Raw genomic sequence first — 19,597 nt, 5'->3', positions numbered from 1 at the left:
GCAATAGTTTTTGGATTAAATAATTTTCTCATTAAAATTTAGTAACTAAAATTATTTTGAGTACATACGAGTAAAATAATCATTAATCTTATTATTATCGAGTAATCTATCTTTAGTAAAATCAATATTATCAGAGACTACAACATATTTTCTTAAATCTTCAGGAATATCTTCAATCGAAGCATAAATACTAGGGACAATAAAACGAAAATAATCACCAATTTTATTTTCTCCTTCATACCCTACTGGGCGGTACTCATATAATTCATTAAAAACTCAAAAAAGAAAAATCCCTATCAATTCAATTAAAAATCAAATTAAAAACATTTAATTATTTATTGCCTAATAATTTACATATATATTATATTTCAATTATACAAAAATACTCACTTTCATTAAGTTAAAATCTCTTCGTAGTACACCGACTAAATGCAAGCCGAATACCCAAACCTATCTCATCAGATGAGCTATCTAGCGATAAAATAACCTTATGGGATGCCCCTATTCCTTCCCATCCTTCAAGACTTGAATGGTGAGAAGGTGAAATTAATATTTTGTTATTAGAAAGATAAACAGAACAATTTAGCATATTAGCTAAAAGTTGACGTTTTGAGCGATAGTTATATTTATACTGTAATAATTCTAGCCATGAATCCCAGTTTTTTTTTATATTTTCCTTTTTAAAGAGTTTGTCATATTCCTCATCTTTGAGCTGAGTTCGACTATTCTCTAAAACTTTAATTAAACTTTCGCCAAGCTCCTTATTTGAACATGTTAAAGAAAGTATAATTGATGAAAAATTAGGATCGAGTGTCATTAGCCCATAGCCAGATTCCGTATTTAAGCAAAAAAATTTATCTGTCATTACTATCAAAGCACAATACTCATTATCGTTAATAAACGTCATCATTTTACCTGCGTTATTTTTACTTCAATATTCATACTTTCTCCATAAGCTACCGCACGATTAATTTCAATCCATTGGGCCTTTGTTGTCGATTGTGGTACAGCAAGCCAAATTTCTCGTTTTGCTATCATTTCTGAATGTAAATTAACTCCTGACAATCTATAACCTTCAAATTTTGCAGCATCATCTATATTACCTTTAATTGTATTATAAATTTGTTTTGGTCGATTAAGTTTACTCATCGTTTGAGTATCTAGGCTTTTTGCACTTATTGCTACTTTATCTTTAGCAATATAAAAATCAAATGTTTTAAAATTTTTTGGCAATCTAGTGTGAACAGGTAAGCTTTTCGCAATAGAGTTTTCCCATGACATTCCTTGTGTATTTATATTTCCTCCCCCAGAAGACCATTTCATACCAATTTCAGAAGCAGAAATTGTTTTACTTGCTGAATTTCTACCAAAATATCTAATAGCAAAATCGCTTAATTCTTTAACTAAAAAACCAGCACTAACAAGAAAAAACTGGTTATCTGGCTCTGAGATCCACGATGAAAACTTTAACCAAGAAGGAGTGTTTACATCTATTTTATCTAAATCTTGCGAATTCCAATATTGAACATATTGTTTAGCTATCTCAGTTTGCATTGTATCAGCACCAAGATAGCTAGCCCAATATGGTCTTTTAGTTAATTCAAGTGCATTTTCAATTCTTTTTTTCTTGATCTCTATAACTGCTAACGGATTAGTATTTAATTCAACATCTAGTTTTAAACTATTTTCATTGCTAAAAACTGTATATTTGTCGATTATCTTTGATAGGCATTCAGCATTAGACCCACATTTATGTATTTCTCGATCGAAATCCATCGAAATATCATGAAATAAATGGTTGAAACGGAATATATTCTCAGCTGAACTAGCACCACTATATACACCACCTGGCTCACCAGTAAAAACACCACCGACAATACCACCAAATAATCTAACAAATTGCGCTTGTGATTCTGATTTTCTCTGCCATTCCTCAGCCTTAATAGTGTTATCACCCAATGAAATAGCAGCAATTTCAGCAGCTAAGCTACCTATAACTGCACCATTAATATTTCCTCCACTAATTTGGGCAGATAAACCAGATAATGTTGCATGACTTAAAACCTTTCCTGCATGCCCTAATACCGCGCCATTATCACCAATTAAATTGGCGCCTTCGGCATGAAGCTGACTACCGATATTGCTTAATAGCGCGGTTTTAAAATTATCAATAAAACTGCCACCTTGTATGGTAGTGCCCAATGTTGAACTGACGACTGAATGAGAGGCAACGCGTTGTGCAACTTGATTCCATGTTGCGCTATCGGTCGCAAGTAACTTACCTGTTGAAGGTAATGTTCCACCTTGGATTGCTTGATCCCACCCCATAAATTGGTCAAGGCCCTGAAGTGCCCCCGCAACAACCATACTCGTCACCACAGACTTGACCGTGTCGCTACGCCCCAGTGATTCAAGTGTTTTAGAGATGTTGCCTTGGTTTTCAGCTAAAGAGACCGCCGCTTGCGAAACTAAAGAGGCAAAACCTGCTTGTGCTGCAACCGATGCCGTTGAAGCCACGCTTGCTGAAGCGCCCGCCGCAATGGTTGCCTTACTTGCCATTCCACCAATAGTTGCCGCGGTTGCTGTACCGTAAGTGGCAACTCCCACTGCAATAGCGATAACCGCACCAACAACAGGATTTAATTGTTTTGTTTTATCATCCCAATCAGAATAGGTATCCTTAACTAAATTCCAATTGACGTTTTGATGATGTTGAAGATCTTTAAGCCATGCATATTCTGGAGTGTTACTTAAAACTGTTAATGCTTGTTCTAGTGATTGTCCTTTTTGAGCTTTAATATCAGCAGATATTCCTTTAGGAGCATCAATAGTCAGTTTTCCACCAATATAAAGTGTCGGTAATGCCCAACTCTCTTTTATATATCCCTGATCGCGCTGAGTAATATAAATATCTTTTGAATTAGTAATAACTTGCTTAAATGCTGTATTTTTAACTGCTTTAAAATTAACTTTTCCTGTTTTACTGGTTAATTTTGCATTCTTCGCTGTTTCTAGTTTGCTCGCTTCTAAGGTAATATCATCTTTAGCAAATAAATTAATATCGCCATTAGCGATGAAATCGGTAACTTTATTATTTGTATTATGACGTTTTTTCGTATATTTCTTTTTGGTAGTACATAAAGTCCATCGATTACATTTTTTCTTCTCTTCTTCGTAATAACTCGATTCTTCCATCGCTTGTGCGTAAAGAAATCCACCTTTAGCAGCAATATCTATCTCTTTATTGGCAATCAATTTTGATGCCTGAAATAAAATACTGCCTTCAGATAATAGAGTTAAATTATTACCACTATTAATTTCAGTACTGACTTGTTTGCGAAGTTCTTCTAACTTAGAACCCGACTCTTTACGAAAATGTGTTTTTACCGATCCTAATTGAATATTACCACCACTGGATATCGTAATGTTATCGTCTGATTTGAGTGAACTACCTTCTGTTATTAACGCACCTGATGACGCAATCGAAATACCTTTATTTCCTATAATGGCCGCTGTGCTATACTGGATATCTTGAGAATCTTCGTGGGGATCTTTGATGGCAGAATAAGCATTTGTACCCAGCTTTATATTCCTACCTGCTAATACAATGACTTTATCTTTTGAATTTAATACTGTTGAACTTAAATCAATATCACGCGCTGCATTTAAGATAAGGTTATTGTCTGAAAATAACTTAGATTGTAATTGAGGATAATGAATATCACTAAAAAAAGGATCGGCTTCTTTTATTGATTTTGAGGCAAGGAAAATATCCTGTCCTGCATTAAAGGTTATAGCTTTATCGCTGTGATATTTTATTCCTTGACTAATAATATCTTTACCAGCCGTAAATATAATATCACCTCGCGTTTTCCAGCTTTCCGTTTTTGATAATGCAGGCTCTTTATTATACAAATGAAAATATGGTAATATCTTAAAAAGTTCCGATTCATTTCTCTGAATTTTTATATCACCTTGTGAAATTAAGCTTAAGAAGTTAGCATTATTAATTTCAATATTATTAAAAGTTATATCTTTTCCAGATTGAAATAAAATAGAATCAGAGACATTAATAGCCGGTGGAGTTAAAACATCATTTTCATTAAATGCAGAAATGGGATTTAATGTATAATCAATGTTTCCATTCTTAGCAAGAACAACACCGTCTTTTGCTGTTAGATCTACTTGGTTAAGCTCTATATTTTTATTTGAAATTAAGCTTAATGATTTTTTAGATGAGAGGTGTGAATCTTTTACAATAATATCTCCACTAGAGATAACAGATAATTCATTATTTGAATTTATATTTGACGATATATTAATAGAATTAGAATTAATCAATATGTTATTAGCTAAAACATTATAACCTGAGTGTAACTTGTTTATTGATTTTTTTATTGATGAATACTTAGATGGGGGATTAGTTTCTATATTAATGCTATTCTTAAAATCTAAAATTAAATTCTCTTCTGCTCTGATATGTTCATTGTTTTTTCCAAATTTAAAATGGTAACTATAAATATCAGTGGAAATATATGGTATATATAAATATACTTTTTTATACTTTGATTTTTCAACTAAATTATTTGGTATCTCAAATAGTGAATTTATTTCTGGGAAAGGACTTCTATTTTCATATATCACCCACTTATCTAACTGACCTATTGAGTAATTTAAAAAAAAAGCACTCTCTCCAGTTAAAATAGAATTATTATTTGCTAAAATATATGATTGACTATTTAAAATCCTATTGGATTGAATGTATAAATTATTACCAGAAATAATTTTAGAACCGATATAACTTGAAATTAAATCTACTTTTTCTCTCTCAGTATTTATACCATAATCATCATTTAAATTTGCCACACCAAACCATTTTTTATTTTTCTCATCTATTAATTCAGGTATGTAAGAAATAATATATGCTTCATAATTACCCTGAGAAAAACTACTACTTGGATAAGATGGAATAAATTGATTTCTAACACTGTAAAATTCTTTAGAATTAGGCTCTTGTTTTATCTCTTTAAATAAAGGTGTTATAGATTCATTAACCAATTTCTTAGTTCTAATAATCAAATCACCCTTTTCTGTTTTTATCGTGGCTGATTGATTTTCAATTAAAGTGCTTGGTTCACCCTGCGCATTTCTCTGTATCCATAAATTATCTTTCGCTTGAATAAGTGCCTTTTCATTTTTATTAGTGAGTTTATCTGCAAATAAACGCATATCTTTCTCTGAGATAACTTTACTATGATTAATCAGCGTATTAGTTGCTAAAGTAATATCTCTTTTTGCTTTTAACTTTGTATTACTATTAATTTGTAGTTCTTTACTACTAACATTAATATCTTGATCAGATTGAATATTGCCATTAAAGGTAATTTTTCCATCAACGGTTAAATTCACACTGTTTTGGTTCGTTTTAATATCACTTAAATTAACACCGACACCTTTTTCTGTACTAACTAGACGTATTTGATTGGCATACATTCCACCTAGCGCTTTCGTATCAATAGACAGCGTAGGTTTAACGCCTTCACCATTAATGCTATTTACTGTACCTTTATCAAAATCGATACGGTTATTTCCTTGCATTAAAGAAAGGGTTTTAGCGTTAATTTTTCCATTTAACTCAATACTGCGGCTGATAATGTCGGCATAATCCTGAGTTCGGAGATCTATGCCTTGCTTGCCAATAACAACACCACCTTTTTTCACTTCTATTGCCGAATAAGCACCTTGAGGGTTAAAAAGAGGTTTTCCTGTTGTTAGCGTAATTGTAGGAGTATTAATAAATGAACAGCCATCACACGTAATGCCATTTGGATTAGCAATAACAACTTTCGCTTGTTCTCCCGCGACTTCAAATTTTCCTTGTAATTGTGAGCGCCCATTTCCCACCACTTCATTAATAATTAAATGAGCAGCACTTCCTTTTAAATTAGTATTGGCATTTACTTGTTTGGCTAATTGTGTATTAACAGAAGTTGTCGCATTATTAATTACAACACCTTGCTTGCTAACATTGAACGAATGAAACTTATTATGAGAAATACCAAGATCATTAGGTGCTACAATATTAATAATAGGAACAGTATTGTGCTGATTGACTTTAATCGTTTTATCGGAGGGCGTAATTGCTAAACTCCAAGCTGGATGTAATGGATAAATAGCAATTACATAAGCTATGCTATAACTTATTAAACGTTGTTTCCAAGAAATATCCTTTTCACACATAAAAACTCCTAACATTTAAATAGCAAGAGAAATGGACCAATAAAAAGACCAGCAATCTGGCTTTAATGATTTGGGATAAAACACAGGTTTATTAATTAAAATTTGAGAAGAAAAAGTGGAATGATAAAAAGAAGCACCTATTGAACTTCCAATTATTTTATTCTTTTCTGTTTCATATTGATCTGAATGGGCGACACCATAATCAAGTGCAAAAATAAAATTCCATTTACTTAAAAACGAAGTTATTGGTGATATATTTATTTCATTGCGCCAATAAAGCCCATTATTAGCATTAAAATTTGTTTCTTTATATCCACGAACAGCCTTTATTCCATCTATTGCTATTTTTTCCGAACCATAAAGGTTATCAGGCGTATATTGACTATGAAATGAAGTGAGATAGGAAAACTGATCAGTCAATAAATATTGATAGCTTAAATTTAAACTCAATTTTCGATAATGACTTCGAGGTGAATTATCAGCAATATAATCAGGTGTCGCGCCAAAAAGAGAGATCCCAAACTCAGCAGTTGGATTAATAATTAAATATCCATTATGTAACCTTAAAGTATATTCAGGGCTAAATGATAAAGAAGTTAATGTGGGGCTATTTATTAATAATTTTTGTTGTGCTAATTGTGTTTTTGCTTTCTTATGCTTTAACATTCCCTTTAGTGTTATTCGTTGTTTATTATCTCGATAGACTAGACGATTAATATCAAATTGCTGATCTCTATTTTTGTTTTTATAAATATATTTTTGATTATCATGGAAGGAATAAGATGAACTACTATGAGATAACTGGTATTGATAAAACCAATAACCATAAGGGATATTCACACTTGCAGTATAAGCACGAGAATAGTGAGTATGAAGGAAATCTGTATTTGTTTTTAGTGAAAAAATCCACTGCTCACCCAAGCCAAACAAAGAATCTATTGTTGTTGTATTAGTAAGTAAGATCTTTCCTGTTGTTTCTGTTCCCGAATTATCAATTGTTAATCGATTCTTTAAAGGAAGTTTTTTAGCTTTTCGATTAATGGTTACAGATGAATATCCCACACTATCGCTTGGTTGAATATCCAATGTATATTGCGTTGTTGTTAATCGATTAAGCTGTTCTAATCCATGTTCTAAATCTCGTAGGTTTAAAATTTTCTCTTTGAAGGAAGGAAAAATAATATCAATTAATCTAGATGAAACACCATTGATAGAAATATCTTTTATTCTACCTTCAATAATCTTTATTACTAACTTATGATTAGAAAGATCCTGCTCTGGAATAATAGCTTGTGAGGTTACATAACCTTTTTCAATATAATTATTAGTAATTGATTTAGCGATCTCATGCATATCATTTAATGTTAGACATTTTTGTAGATACGGTGAAATTAATTTAGATTTCTGTCTATAATCTAATAGAGTATTTTCTGTAAGATCAACTTTATCAATAAGAAAGCAATTACTATTTACATTTTTATTATTCGAAGAAAAACTATTTTTGCTAATGAGTAAAAATATAAAAAAGAATAAGTTTATTTTTTTAAATTTATGCATATATAAGTCATCCTTAAAGAGATGTTTATATATTTACATAGGAAACGCATTTTAAAGGTTATCATTAAATAGTAGATGTATAAGGCTTTTGGAAAAAGTTCTTTCAGCAAATATTGACAAGTTTCTATTAACCCTATATTGCTAGATACTTAACTTGCACTTAGCTTACATTAAAAAAATAAGGCTAATAATAATGAAACACTTACAACTCAACAAAACACAATTTCGCTTAAGCGATAAACTCTGTTTACAAATTGACAATTTAGCCATAAATGAAGGTGAAAGTTGGGCATTTGTAGGCAGTAATGGAAGTGGCAAAACCGCCTTAGCAAACGCATTATGCCAAGAAGGTATTTTGCTCTCTGGTGAATTTATCAGCACATTTTCTCGTCCAATTAGCCTCTCTTTTGAAAAACAGCAAAAAATGATTGAAGAAGAGTGGCGTCGTAATAACACAGATTTATTAAGTGAAGGTGAAGAAGATACTGGCTTAACCGTTGCTCAAGTTATTCAAATGCAGGTTAAAGATGATGACAGATGCTTTTTACTAGCAAAGCAATTTGGTGTTGAATACCTTTTATCAAGACGTTTTAAATATCTATCTACTGGTGAATCTCGAAAAATATTGCTTATTCAACTTTTAATGAATAAACCTGATTTAATTATTTTAGATGAGCCTTTTGATGGATTAGATGTTGATTCTCGCCGTGCTTTAAATGAATTGCTAACACTATTACATCAACAAAATCTGACTATCGTACTCATTCTAAATCGTTTTAATGATATTCCTGATTTTATTCAGTATGCAGGTCTACTCATTAATTGCGAATTAGTCGCCAACGGTGAGAAAGAGCAGGTTTTATCTGACTCTGTAATAGGGCAATTATCTCACAGCGAAACGCTGGAAAATCTCACATTACCTGAACAAGATCTACCTGATGCCATTCCTCAATTATCACCGACTCTTTCTCCTATCGTGTTAAAAGATGGCGTAGTGAGCTATAACGATAAACCTGTTCTTCACCATTTAAGCTGGGAAGTAAAACCTCAGCAACATTGGCAGATTTTAGGCCCTAATGGTGCAGGGAAATCGACGTTATTAAGTTTAATTACGGGCGATCACCCTCAAGGCTACAGCAATGACTTGACGCTATTTGGTCGTAAAAGAGGAAGTGGTGAAACAGTATGGGAAATTAAACGTCATATTGGTTATGTCAGTAATGCCTTGCATCAAAGTTATCGTGTTTCTTCAACGGTAAAAAATGTCATTATTTCAGGCTTTCATGACTCTATTGGCATTTATCAAGCCATTACAGATAAGCAGCTTAAACTTGCTGATGAATGGTTAGCGTTAATTGGTTTAACCTCACATGCTAATCATCCATTCCATTCTTTATCGTGGGGTCAACAACGCTTAGTGTTAATTGTTAGAGCCTTAGTTAAACACCCTACCTTGCTTATTCTTGATGAACCACTACAAGGATTAGACACAACGAACCGACTCTTAGTACAACGTTTTATCGATATCATGATAAGCCACAGTAATACGCAACTTTTGTTTGTAAGCCACCATCAAGAAGATGCGCCATCGTGTATTACTCATCGATTGACTTTTATTAAAGAAGGCGAAATTTATCGCTACCAGCAAGAAATTTGTTAAATGATGATTTTTACTGTCATAATCAGGGCAATGATTTTAGAAATTAACGCTAAACTTAGGTCTGAATTTTTATTTAAATCGACATTTTTTGCTTGTTATTTAAACAATAATAAATAAAAGATCTGTCGTTTTTATGGACGTCATTTTCGTCTATTTTTTATACAAAACGGATATTTTGTTTTTTTACGCCGATCCCGCTAGATTAATAGCTTGAACGATTAAGCAAAAGGTGTGACAACTGTGCAATAATTCATCGAACAAACGACATTTTTGACTTAATCCCCCTTGTTTTGTCACTTATGTTTGGCGTTCTTGTCGATGATCCATATAATGATTGAAGTGCTAATTTTAAACTTATATTAAGAAAGTAATTATAGGAGTCTAAACTATGGCAGTAACTAAGCTTGTGCTAGTTCGACACGGTGAAAGTGTATGGAACAAAGAAAACCGTTTTACAGGCTGGACTGACGTTGAGCTGTCCGAAAAAGGCCGTAATGAAGCGCAAGAAGCAGGTAAACTGCTGAAAGCTGAAGGTTTCGTATTTGACTATGCATATACTTCTGTTCTGAAACGCGCAATTCACACCCTGTGGAACATTCTTGATCAAGTTGATCAACAATGGCTGCCAGTTGAAAAATGCTGGAAATTAAACGAACGTCATTACGGTGCTCTGCAAGGCTTAAACAAAGCTGAAACTGCTGAAAAATATGGTGATGAGCAAGTTAAACAATGGCGTCGTGGTTTTGCTATCACTCCACCAGAATTAACTAAAGACGATGAACGTTTCCCAGGTAAAGATCCTCGTTATGCATCTTTAACTGCGGCAGAACTGCCATTAACAGAAAGCCTAGCATTAACTATCGACCGTGTAACACCATACTGGGAAGAAGTTATCAAACCACGTGTTGCTTCTGGTGAGAAAGTGATTATTGCAGCTCACGGTAACTCACTGCGTGCTCTGGTTAAATACCTAGACAACATGAGCGAAGATGAAATTCTTGAGCTGAATATCCCAACAGCTGTACCTTTAGTTTACGAATTTGATGAAAACATGAAACCAATCAAACGTTACTACTTAGGTAATGCTGACGAAATCGCAGCAAAAGCAGCCGCTGTTGCTAACCAAGGTAAAGCGAAATAATTTTGCTTTAAATCTATTTATTTAGGTTTATATTATAAATACCGCTAGAAATAGCGGTATTTTTTTATATTAAATTTCTAGATTTCAATTTTTTCACATTGTTGTTTATTTTACATTAAAAATATAATATTTAACTCGATAGTATTAATTAAAAAATATTAAATTATCACTTGCAGTTATTAAGTATTTAATATTAGATTTTAAGTAATTTAATTATTTATAAATATAAAACGCTTATAACAAACGCATATTAAAATAGGGATATTTTATGTCTGAGTGTAATTATAACTCTTATGGATCTTGGTGATATTGTTCTCCAGAAGGGTGAATTTTAGAACTTCATGAACAACCTTTTTATACAGAAAGACAAGCACTATCTCGCTCACTCAGAAAAGGGTATGAAAATCTAAAAATAAATCATTAGAAGAAATGGCCGAGGCTATTTCAGATCAAGCCGTATCAGGTACTCTCGGCCTCATTGAAACAACAGCACTGGGTCTAGATAGATTATCTGATGTTTATCTTTATCACCATTTATTACGAGCACCTCCCTCAAAAAATCCCGTTTTTGATAGAGATGTCGAAGCGATACATCTTTTAGTTTATGCTAAAAATCCTTCTGAAGTTGTAAATATTGCAGGAACTATTATTGGTGAGTATATTTATGAAAATTTAGATGAACAACAAAAAAATGAATTGAATAAAATACTAAATACAAGAGAATTATCCATTGATACAGATGCAACCAAATATAAAGTTAATGAACTTGCATACTATAATGGATTTAATGAAGTACCATCCTTTATAGAAAATACCGTAGTAAGAAAATTACTATTATCCATAATTATTTACCTAATTACCAGAAGTGCAATTTTAAGATTAAACATATTTAAATCAAAAGCAAGTTTAAAAAACAAAAAAAAATTATCAAAAGGATGGATAGATATTACAATTGTTTTAGTGAGCTCTTATGGTTTTATAGAAAAATTAGATAGAGCATCTAGACGATTACGAGCTCTTAGTCCGGAGTTATATTATAGATTAGATAATAAGCAACTATCTTTAACTTATCTTTTTTTTGAAGAAGATATTAGCCCTATTCTAAATATAATAGAGAATAAAAACTCGCATGATACATACGAGCTTTTACAAGCTTATGTTGCTTTATTAAATTCAAAAAATAATTAATCTGCGATACTACATCCTGATGTTCCTGCAATATGGTGGCTACAAGTTATGTCTCTATATTGCACAAGAACAGACTCTTCCGGTTGGGAACTATTACTATTTATACTATGTGGATAACGAGTAGAATAATCGACAATAGAAGCTTGATTTAATACAATAGTATAATATTTTTCATTTTTACCGTGCTGTGAAGTTCTATAAAAATCAAATGTTAATTTAAGAACTTCATTATTAGAAATAGCAACTAATCACAAAGGTGATGATTTATCAATATTTTTAATAAACTCTATTGGATGATGAGATACATTTTAATTTCTTGTTATCGTGCTACTATATTCAATAATAATAATTTCATCTTCCTTTCCTTCTTGGCATTTATTTCCAATAGAGTCAACTGTTCCACATCCTCTTGAAATCAAACCTTGTTGTTTTCCTTCGATTGTTAAATAAATTAAGTTTCCCATTTTATTTTTTTAATCCTTTAATTATAATAATCTCAAATATACTACTATAATAAAACATTAAAAATAAAATAAAGAATAGGGACATTAATATGAAATTAAAAATAGCTACCATTCTATTTATCATTATTATGATTATAATAATGTTTGTTTTATTTCCATTTAAGTAGAATAAATGATCCTTCTCCATCTCTATTTAAACAAAGTCTTTCACATTATCAACTTTACTTAGGCGATATTTATTTTACTAAGAATGATAAAAACAAAGCCCGCAAGTTTTATTTATTATCTGCTTATAACGAGAATGCGGAAGCTCAAGCAAAAATAGGTTCTTTCTACATTAATGGAAATTTATATTTCCCTAAAGATTATGAACTGGCCATGAAGTGGCTATTAAAATCGTCTAGTAAAAATAATCCTACTGCACAGTTTTATATAGGATATATGTATGATGATGGTTTAGGTGTTATACAAAATTACTATACAGCAATTGAATGGTATTTAAAGTCTGCAGAGCAGAATTTTAGTAGAGCACAGAATAATCTAGGTCTTTTATATTTAGATGGTCTTGGTACTAAACAAGACTACGAAAAAGCAATGGAGTGGTATTTAAAAGCAGTTAGTAATGGACATATCAAAACAAACAATAATATTGCTTATTCATATCAACATGGCTTAGGAGTTGAGCAGGATTATCAGAAAGCAATGACCTTCTATTTAAAGGCGGCTGAAGATAATGATCCCTCCGCTATTTATAATATCGGTTATTTGTATGAAAAAGGATTGGGTGTCATTGCTGACAAAGAAAAAGCATGTGAATGGTATCAAAAGTCATATGAGCTTGGATTTAAACCCGCTAAATTTAGGCTTGATCTACTGAAGATACATGATTAACTTATTTTTTCATAAAAAAATACCGTTGATTAATTATCAACGGTATTACAGTTTGTGTACTGAAATAATATCAGTTAACCGCGACGAGCGACAACTGCATCTGCTAATTGGCGTAACAGCGTTTCAGTATCATCCCAACCAATACAAGCATCAGTGATACTTTTACCGTAAACCAAAGGTTCACCGCTCTCTAATGACTGGCTACCTTCCACTAAATGGCTTTCAACCATAACACCAATTAATGCTTTTTCACCTGAACTAATTTGTTGACAGATATCAGCACCAACTTCCATTTGTTTCTCAAATTTCTTGCAACTATTAGCGTGGCTGAAGTCAACCATCACATTTTGTGGTAAACCTGCTTTTTTAAGCCCTTCTTTTACTGCTGCAACATGTTCAGCGCTGTAATTTGGCTCTTTACCACCACGTAAAATAATATGACAATCACCATTACCTGCTGTGCGCACAATGGCTGAATGGCCCCATTTAGTGACAGAAAGAAAACAGTGTGGCGATCCCGCGGCATTAATTGCATCAATAGCAACTTTAATGGTTCCATCTGTACCATTTTTAAAACCAACAGGACAAGACAAGCCAGACGAAAGCTCACGGTGTACTTGAGATTCTGTAGTACGAGCACCAATGGCACCCCAACTCATTAAATCAGCAACATATTGAGGCGTTATCATATCTAAAAACTCGCCAGCTGTTGGCAAGCCACTATCGTTGATGGTTAATAAAAGATTACGAGCAATACGTAAACCTTCATTAATATCAAAGGTATGATCCATATGAGGATCATTAATTAAACCTTTCCAGCCTACGGTTGTACGTGGTTTTTCAAAATAAACACGCATAACAATTTCAAGTTTATCTTTAAGCTCTTCTCTAATGAGGCTTAACCGTTGCGCATACTCCAACGCAGCTTTCGGATCATGAATAGAACAAGGTCCAATTACTACTAATAGACGATCATCTTTTCCTGCTAGGATTTGATGAATAGCTTCACGGGCATGACGAACTGTAAAAGCCGCATTATCAGTCGCTGGAAACTTTTCCAATAAAGCGACGGGCGGTAAGAGTTCATTAATTTGTGTTATTTTAAGGTCATCATTTTGATAATTCATTCCCGTGTATCCACTCTTTTATGTTATCTAGTCAATGTTATTATTGCTTTCCCAATCTAACCATTCGTTTTCTATCTGTAAACACCCTTTCACCCTAAAGTATCTATAGTCACCTTTCTAAAAAATCGCCAAAAATGGAAATAGCGCACTTAAGCAAAATAATGATTTGAAATTGCGTTAAAGATAAGAATAAAAACAATGAATAGTAAGGCTGGAGAGAAAGATAACTCTACCAGCCTTTTTTATTAGGAGAGATAATTATTTCTGCTAGTACGTTTTGCTGTTTTGATCCACAAACGAGAGCCATTAATCGCGATGGCCAATAAAATAATATATTCAACAGACATGGCATAAACACCTTGCTTGTAAAATATAACGATACTAATCACGTTGATCACGGACCAAATTAACCAGTTTTCAACTAATTTCCGCGTCATTAAGATCATCGCCACAATAGAAAGAACCGTCATTGTAGAATCCCAGAATGGGTAAGCATCAGGTTCAAGCACTGGCGTAGCTAAATTTGCACCAAAGACATTTAAGATATCAACAGCAATAATGGCTAAATAACCAAATACAGTATCAATATTAAAGGTCAAAGCGACAATAGCAGCTATTGAAACAATAATTAAAAAAAGACGATGGCTTGGTTTTAACCAACGAATTCTTAGTTCAGCTTGCTCAAAATCATTTACTCTGCTCCATGCGTACCATCCATAAATATTGGCTGCAAAGAAGAAAATTTGAAGCAATAAACTCGCATATAACTGAATTTGGAAAAAGATAATGGCAAATAAGGTGACGTTAATCAGTCCAAATAAGTAATTAATTATTTTTTCCTGACTTGCAAGCCATATACATAAGAGACCTGCTATAGTGCCCACAGCTTCAATCCACGAAAGTGGGTATCCACCTTGCCCAAGTGGAATATTGACTAAAATATTATTGATACTAAACCAACTCATGACATCCATTTTACAACCCCGACTTAATCATAGAAAAAAACAAAGAAAATATGGGTTATTGCGACATCTTTGCAAAGTAGTAAAGATATATTATAAATTCATATTTATAATGGTACTTAGTTTTTAATACTAAACATTATATTATTGAGCTATAAAAATAACAAAAAAGTGTTTTATATACTAAACAAATTATTCTAATTTACGCTTTAAACAATAAAAACGACAAATAACTTTATACATTTTAATTATTAGAGAGAAATATGGAGCCAACAACACGCTTAATCGATCGCACACTATCTTTTGCTCTCCTTGATCCCAGAATTGAAGCTGTAATACTGACAGGATCATTAGGGCGTAATAAAAAGATAGACAGTTATTCTGATATTGATATAGAGCTTATCGGTTATGGCGCGACAGAGCTCGCAAAAAACCAACATTGGCTATCACAATTTGGAAATAGCCTTGTCAGCTTACAATTGGACTGTGAAGATCCCAAAGGTCAATTTTGGCCTATCTACCTACATGTTTTAGCTCAAGGTCGCAAAATGGATATTATGATGGCAGAGCCTGAGCGTATTTTTAACATGAAAACAGAAGGACTTAGCCCAGTTTACCAGCGTGGATACCAAATCTTACTTGATAAAACAGGTTTATGTGACGGACTTCCTGAAATTAGCACCATAACGCCACCTACGCTCACTAAAGAGCAAGCTTACAATAATGCTCAAGAATTCTGGTTTGAAGCGTCACAGGTCGCTATAGCCATTTTACGCCATGAATTTTGGTTTGCTAATTATCGCATGAACGATATGCGTGAATGGCTAATCGCGTTACTTGAACAAGTTGCGTTACACACCGCACCAACACAAGATGTGTGGTATCAAGGAAAAAATCTGAAAGAATGGCTACCTAAATTTTATTCATTACGATCATTAGAAAGTACACTTGCAATGAGTACACCTTATGAATCAGCCGCAGCCCTTTCGATTATGATGGCTTTTTTTATTGATGCATCAAAACGGCTTGATTATTCCCTTGATACCGCAAAAAAAACCCAAGAGCAAGTGAGTAATTGGCTTATTGACAATGAACTTTTGACTGAAAATGAATATACCCAGATTACGTCATCAATTATTTGCCATTACTGATTTCAAAGTGATTTTTAATTAAAGTGTGAGGTCTTTTTTTCAATTTTGAAAAAACTATCTTAGTTATTCAGTCCAGAGATTAGATAGCATTATCAGAAAAACTGGAGAGACATTAATTGATAATGTGGCTAATTATTAGAACGATGGTAAATAATCAAGGAAGGGTTTGAAATGGTGGGTCGTGGGCGATTCGAACGCCCGACCAATTGATTAAAAGTCAACTGCTCTACCGACTGAGCTAACGACCCATTTCAATAAAAACGGATTGGTATTCGAAAATGGTGGGTCGTGGGCGATTCGAACGCCCGACCAATTGATTAAAAGTCAACTGCTCTACCGACTGAGCTAACGACCCTTTTTCGAATTTGCCACATTCTCTGTGGCAACGGCGGGTAATAATACTGATTTAATGTTTTTGTGCAATGTTTTTTTTCAAAAAAACAATCGAGCGTTTAAAAAACAATCATTTAACCCCGAAAATGTAAGATTTTACATTACGGGGTCAATAATTAGAGTGCTGCTAACTGCTTTTGCGCTAATTTAGCGCCCGCACTATTTGGATATTGCTTAATCACTTGTTGATAAATAGCTTTAGCATTATCCTTTTGCCCTTTCTCTTGCATGATCAGACCAATTTTATAAAAGGCTTCACTTGCTTTTTGAGATTTCGGATAGTTTTTAACAACGATAGCAAATGTACTTGCTGCCTGATCCTTATTACCTTTTAAGTAATACATCTGACCCAACCAAAAATGTGCATTTGATTGATAGCTAGACTTCGGATAGTTTTTGATAAAGTTGTTTAATTCAACAATTGCCTTATCGTAATCTTTTGAATTCAATACGATATCAATTGCAGCATTATAATCGGCCTTCTCATCACCTTGCCCAGAATTAGTTGTAGCAGAAGGTGTTGAAGAAGTAGCATTATCAGGTTGAGTGGCTTCTGTCGATGTTGAAGCTCCGCCACCTAGGCTATCCAATTGTTGATAGATATTGCGTTGACGTTCGACAACTTGATTTAGCTGGTATTGGTTTTCCTGAATTTGACCACGTAACATATCAATATCACGCTGAGAATCAGCAAGTTGTTGCTGTAATTGAGTCAAAAGCTGGCTGTGAGCATTTGAAAAACGCTCAAGTTGGGCGAGTCGTTCATCGGTCGAACCAGAACCGATATTACTGATTGGCGCTTGGGCAATAGCGGCTACAGGAGCCGCTACGCCAACCAGTAACAACAGACTCATCAAGAAAGGTCTGAAGTTACTGTTGTTCATGCCGTTCTCTTAGTAATCCAGTACTGCACGACGGTTTTTCGCATAAGCGGCTTCGTCATGACCCAGTACAGCTGGTTTTTCTTTACCGTAAGATACGATTGACAGTTGATCAGCAGATACGCCTTTACCTTGTAGGTACATTTTCACAGCGTTAGCACGACGTTCGCCCAGAGCGATGTTGTATTCTGGAGTACCGCGTTCGTCAGCATGACCTTCTACAGTGATACGTACTGATGGATTAGCACGCAGGAAGTCAGCGTGTGCATCTAATAGGCTAGCGTAATCTGAGCTAATGTCATATTTGTCAAAACCGAAGTAAACGATGTTTTGTTGTTTCAGTTGTTCTAATTGCTGACGAGCTAACTCTTCAGCAGTAGGACCTTGTTCAACAACTGGTACATTGTTTGTGTCAGTTTGATCTTCGTTTTTGTTTGAGCTACATGCTGCTACAGCAACGAGTGGTAATGCTAACATCAACCCTTTAAACACTTTGTTTAATTGCATCTCTATTTGTTCCTTTATTTTGTTTGCCATACATAATTCTTATGCATCACATAAACGGTGACCAGGCAGGTGATTTAACCTGACCATCAGTCGCCGGAAGACGCGCTTTGAAACGTCCATCAGTCGATACTAGCTGCAAAATGGTGCCTAAGCCTTGTGTAGAGCTATAAATAACCATTGTGCCGTTAGGCGCGATGCTTGGCGTTTCATCCAGAAACGTATCTGTTAAATATTGTACGGAATTCGTTTCTAGATCCTGCTTAGCGATATGTTGCCTACCGCTTTCAGAACTCACCATAACTAAGAAACTACCATCTGGGCTTACTGCTGGGTTTTGGTTTTGTTTACCTTCCCACGTAATACGTTCAGGCGTTCCACCGTTAATATTAACTTTGTATATTTGTGGACGTCCACCTTGATCTGAAGTATAGACCAAGGTTTGTCCATCTGGCATCCAATTTGGCTCGGTATTGTTGCTTCTGCCATTGGTTACCTGTGTCATATTCCCACTTGCTAAATCCATCACATACAGATTTAAGCTACCACTCTTAGAAAGAGCAAAAGCAAGTTTAGAGCCATCTGGTGAAAACGAAGGTGCACCATTATGTCTTGGGAATGATGCAATTTGGCGAATTTCGCCTGTTGCTAATGTTTGTACAACTAAAGCAGATTGACCGCTTTCAAAAGTTACATAAGCCAGTTTAGCACCATCTGGTGACCATGCTGGTGACATTAATGGCTGTGATGAACGATAAACACGATCTTGGTTAAAGCCATCATAGTCAGAAACGCGCAATTCATAAGGATATGCGCCCCCATTAGTCACAACAACATAAGCAATACGTGTACGGAATGCGCCACGAATACCAGTCAGTTTTTCAAACACTTCATCACTGGCCGTGTGAGCAGAATAACGTAGCCATTTAGATGGGACTTTAAACTCGCTTTGAGATAAAACCGCGCCTGGAGAGCCAGCAACGTCAACTAACTGATAGCTTACTAAATATTGGCCATCCGCTGACGGTTGTACGCGTCCAACAACAACAGAATCAATCCCTAATGCAGTCCATAATGCAGGTTGGACTTCAGAAGCCGTGACAGGCTGTTGAGGCATACGTGATACATCAATAGGATTAAACTTTCCGCTATTACGTAAATCAGCTGCAATCACACCAGCGATATCTTCTGGCATTTGACCAGTACCTTCCCATTTAAAAGGAACGACACCGATAGGGCGTGCAGTATTCACCCCTTGTGTAATTTCAATTCGAACTTCAGCGTTAGCCAGAGTGGTTACGCATAAAATTAAAAGTCCGAAGATAACATTTAATGCCTGCTTCATCATGTCTCCCTTTTATTATTGCGATTATTACGCAATAACGCACAGAATAGTAACAAACGCTTTTCAACAACACCATACAACGCATCAATAACA

Annotated in this window: 13 protein-coding genes, 2 tRNA genes and 1 pseudogene; 5 read left to right on the top strand and 11 right to left on the bottom strand. The window is 34.1% G+C overall.

The window, feature by feature from the left end; all coding sequences use genetic code 11:
• Window positions 1-400: 400 nt before the first annotated feature.
• The 3 genes from GWI97_RS16680 to GWI97_RS16670 are packed head-to-tail and all read right to left on the bottom strand — an operon-like array spanning window position 401 to window position 7,797.
• Complete coding sequence (locus GWI97_RS16680; protein ID WP_036938372.1) at window positions 401-907, bottom strand: contact-dependent growth inhibition system immunity protein; 507 nt, start codon at window positions 905-907, stop codon at window positions 401-403.
• Window positions 907-6,240 (bottom strand): DUF637 domain-containing protein, encoded by a 5,334-nt coding sequence (locus GWI97_RS16675; RefSeq protein ID WP_161752147.1) that lies wholly within the window; start codon window positions 6,238-6,240, stop codon window positions 907-909. The genes GWI97_RS16680 and GWI97_RS16675 overlap by 1 nt, the downstream gene beginning before the upstream one ends.
• Before the next feature lie 15 nt (window positions 6,241-6,255).
• Entirely contained in the window at window positions 6,256-7,797 is a 1,542-nt protein-coding gene (locus tag GWI97_RS16670; RefSeq protein WP_161752146.1) for a ShlB/FhaC/HecB family hemolysin secretion/activation protein, read from the bottom strand.
• Between the two features lie 193 nt (window positions 7,798-7,990).
• Between GWI97_RS16670 and modF the strand changes: the two genes are divergently transcribed.
• The 3 genes from modF (at window position 7,991) to GWI97_RS16655 (ending at window position 11,786) form a co-directional block, all read left to right on the top strand.
• Window positions 7,991-9,457 (top strand): molybdate ABC transporter ATP-binding protein ModF, encoded by a 1,467-nt coding sequence (modF, locus tag GWI97_RS16665; RefSeq protein ID WP_103004889.1) that lies wholly within the window; start codon window positions 7,991-7,993, stop codon window positions 9,455-9,457.
• 388 nt (window positions 9,458-9,845) lie between these two features.
• Complete coding sequence (gpmA, locus tag GWI97_RS16660; protein ID WP_036938379.1) at window positions 9,846-10,598, top strand: 2,3-diphosphoglycerate-dependent phosphoglycerate mutase; 753 nt, start codon at window positions 9,846-9,848, stop codon at window positions 10,596-10,598.
• A gap of 429 nt (window positions 10,599-11,027) precedes the next feature.
• Window positions 11,028-11,786, top strand: a complete 759-nt coding sequence (locus GWI97_RS16655) for a hypothetical protein (protein ID WP_087803651.1) — start codon at window positions 11,028-11,030, stop codon at window positions 11,784-11,786.
• Here GWI97_RS16655 and GWI97_RS16650 read toward each other — a convergent pair.
• A pseudogene (locus GWI97_RS16650) lies at window positions 11,783-12,250 on the bottom strand (Hcp family type VI secretion system effector). The gene GWI97_RS16655 and the pseudogene GWI97_RS16650 sit on opposite strands and share 4 nt — an antisense overlap.
• 144 nt (window positions 12,251-12,394) lie before the next feature.
• On the opposite strand from GWI97_RS16650, the gene GWI97_RS16645 reads away from it, so the two are divergent.
• Window positions 12,395-13,141, top strand: coding sequence for a tetratricopeptide repeat protein (locus tag GWI97_RS16645; protein ID WP_123821971.1), 747 nt, complete (start codon window positions 12,395-12,397; stop codon window positions 13,139-13,141).
• Between the two features lie 74 nt (window positions 13,142-13,215).
• On the opposite strand, the gene aroG is transcribed toward GWI97_RS16645, so the two are convergent.
• Together aroG and pnuC are read right to left on the bottom strand one after the other, a co-directional pair.
• Window positions 13,216-14,268, bottom strand: a complete 1,053-nt coding sequence (gene aroG / locus GWI97_RS16640; RefSeq protein ID WP_036938387.1) for a 3-deoxy-7-phosphoheptulonate synthase AroG — start codon at window positions 14,266-14,268, stop codon at window positions 13,216-13,218.
• A gap of 245 nt (window positions 14,269-14,513) precedes the next feature.
• Window positions 14,514-15,242 carry a nicotinamide riboside transporter PnuC gene (gene pnuC / locus GWI97_RS16635; RefSeq protein ID WP_087803655.1) on the bottom strand — a complete coding sequence of 243 codons (729 nt, stop codon included), beginning with the start codon at window positions 15,240-15,242 and terminating at the stop codon, window positions 14,514-14,516.
• Between the two features lie 251 nt (window positions 15,243-15,493).
• On the opposite strand from pnuC, the gene GWI97_RS16630 reads away from it, so the two are divergent.
• Window positions 15,494-16,381 (top strand): aminoglycoside 6-adenylyltransferase, encoded by an 888-nt coding sequence (locus GWI97_RS16630; protein WP_087803657.1) that lies wholly within the window; start codon window positions 15,494-15,496, stop codon window positions 16,379-16,381.
• Window positions 16,382-16,553: 172 nt separating this feature from the next.
• On the opposite strand, the gene GWI97_RS16625 is transcribed toward GWI97_RS16630, so the two are convergent.
• The 5 genes from GWI97_RS16625 to tolB form a co-directional block, all read right to left on the bottom strand.
• Window positions 16,554-16,629, bottom strand: a tRNA-Lys gene (locus GWI97_RS16625).
• Between the two features lie 31 nt (window positions 16,630-16,660).
• Window positions 16,661-16,736, bottom strand: a tRNA-Lys gene (locus tag GWI97_RS16620).
• A gap of 154 nt (window positions 16,737-16,890) precedes the next feature.
• A complete protein-coding gene (cpoB, locus tag GWI97_RS16615) occupies window positions 16,891-17,658 on the bottom strand; it encodes a cell division protein CpoB (protein ID WP_036938392.1) in 768 nt (255 codons plus the stop codon).
• Between the two features lie 9 nt (window positions 17,659-17,667).
• Window positions 17,668-18,162, bottom strand: coding sequence for a peptidoglycan-associated lipoprotein Pal (gene pal, locus GWI97_RS16610; protein ID WP_036938395.1), 495 nt, complete (start codon window positions 18,160-18,162; stop codon window positions 17,668-17,670).
• A 46-nt stretch (window positions 18,163-18,208) separates the two neighbouring features.
• Window positions 18,209-19,504 (bottom strand): Tol-Pal system beta propeller repeat protein TolB, encoded by a 1,296-nt coding sequence (gene tolB, locus GWI97_RS16605; RefSeq protein ID WP_036938398.1) that lies wholly within the window; start codon window positions 19,502-19,504, stop codon window positions 18,209-18,211.
• Between the last annotated feature and the right edge of the window lie 93 nt (window positions 19,505-19,597).

It is taken from the genome of Proteus sp. G2300 (genome assembly GCF_009915965.1).
GTDB lineage: Bacteria > Pseudomonadota > Gammaproteobacteria > Enterobacterales > Enterobacteriaceae > Proteus > Proteus vulgaris.
The sequence above is the reverse complement of the archived record's forward strand: the minus strand, read 5'-3'. Positions and strand labels throughout refer to the sequence as shown.

Excerpts from the sequence above, each read along its gene's own strand:
- GWI97_RS16680 (WP_036938372.1), bottom strand. The coding sequence starts at position 907 with ATGACGTTTATTAACGATAATGAGTATTGTGCTTTGATAGTAATGACA.
- GWI97_RS16675 (WP_161752147.1), bottom strand. The coding sequence starts at position 6,240 with ATGTGTGAAAAGGATATTTCTTGGAAACAACGTTTAATAAGTTATAGC.
- GWI97_RS16670 (WP_161752146.1), bottom strand. The coding sequence starts at position 7,797 with ATGCATAAATTTAAAAAAATAAACTTATTCTTTTTTATATTTTTACTC.
- modF (WP_103004889.1), top strand. The coding sequence starts at position 7,991 with ATGAAACACTTACAACTCAACAAAACACAATTTCGCTTAAGCGATAAA.
- gpmA (WP_036938379.1), top strand. The coding sequence starts at position 9,846 with ATGGCAGTAACTAAGCTTGTGCTAGTTCGACACGGTGAAAGTGTATGG.
- GWI97_RS16655 (WP_087803651.1), top strand. The coding sequence starts at position 11,028 with ATGGCCGAGGCTATTTCAGATCAAGCCGTATCAGGTACTCTCGGCCTC.
- aroG (WP_036938387.1), bottom strand. The coding sequence starts at position 14,268 with ATGAATTATCAAAATGATGACCTTAAAATAACACAAATTAATGAACTC.
- pnuC (WP_087803655.1), bottom strand. The coding sequence starts at position 15,242 with ATGGATGTCATGAGTTGGTTTAGTATCAATAATATTTTAGTCAATATT.
- GWI97_RS16630 (WP_087803657.1), top strand. The coding sequence starts at position 15,494 with ATGGAGCCAACAACACGCTTAATCGATCGCACACTATCTTTTGCTCTC.
- cpoB (WP_036938392.1), bottom strand. The coding sequence starts at position 17,658 with ATGAACAACAGTAACTTCAGACCTTTCTTGATGAGTCTGTTGTTACTG.
- pal (WP_036938395.1), bottom strand. The coding sequence starts at position 18,162 with ATGCAATTAAACAAAGTGTTTAAAGGGTTGATGTTAGCATTACCACTC.
- tolB (WP_036938398.1), bottom strand. The coding sequence starts at position 19,504 with ATGAAGCAGGCATTAAATGTTATCTTCGGACTTTTAATTTTATGCGTA.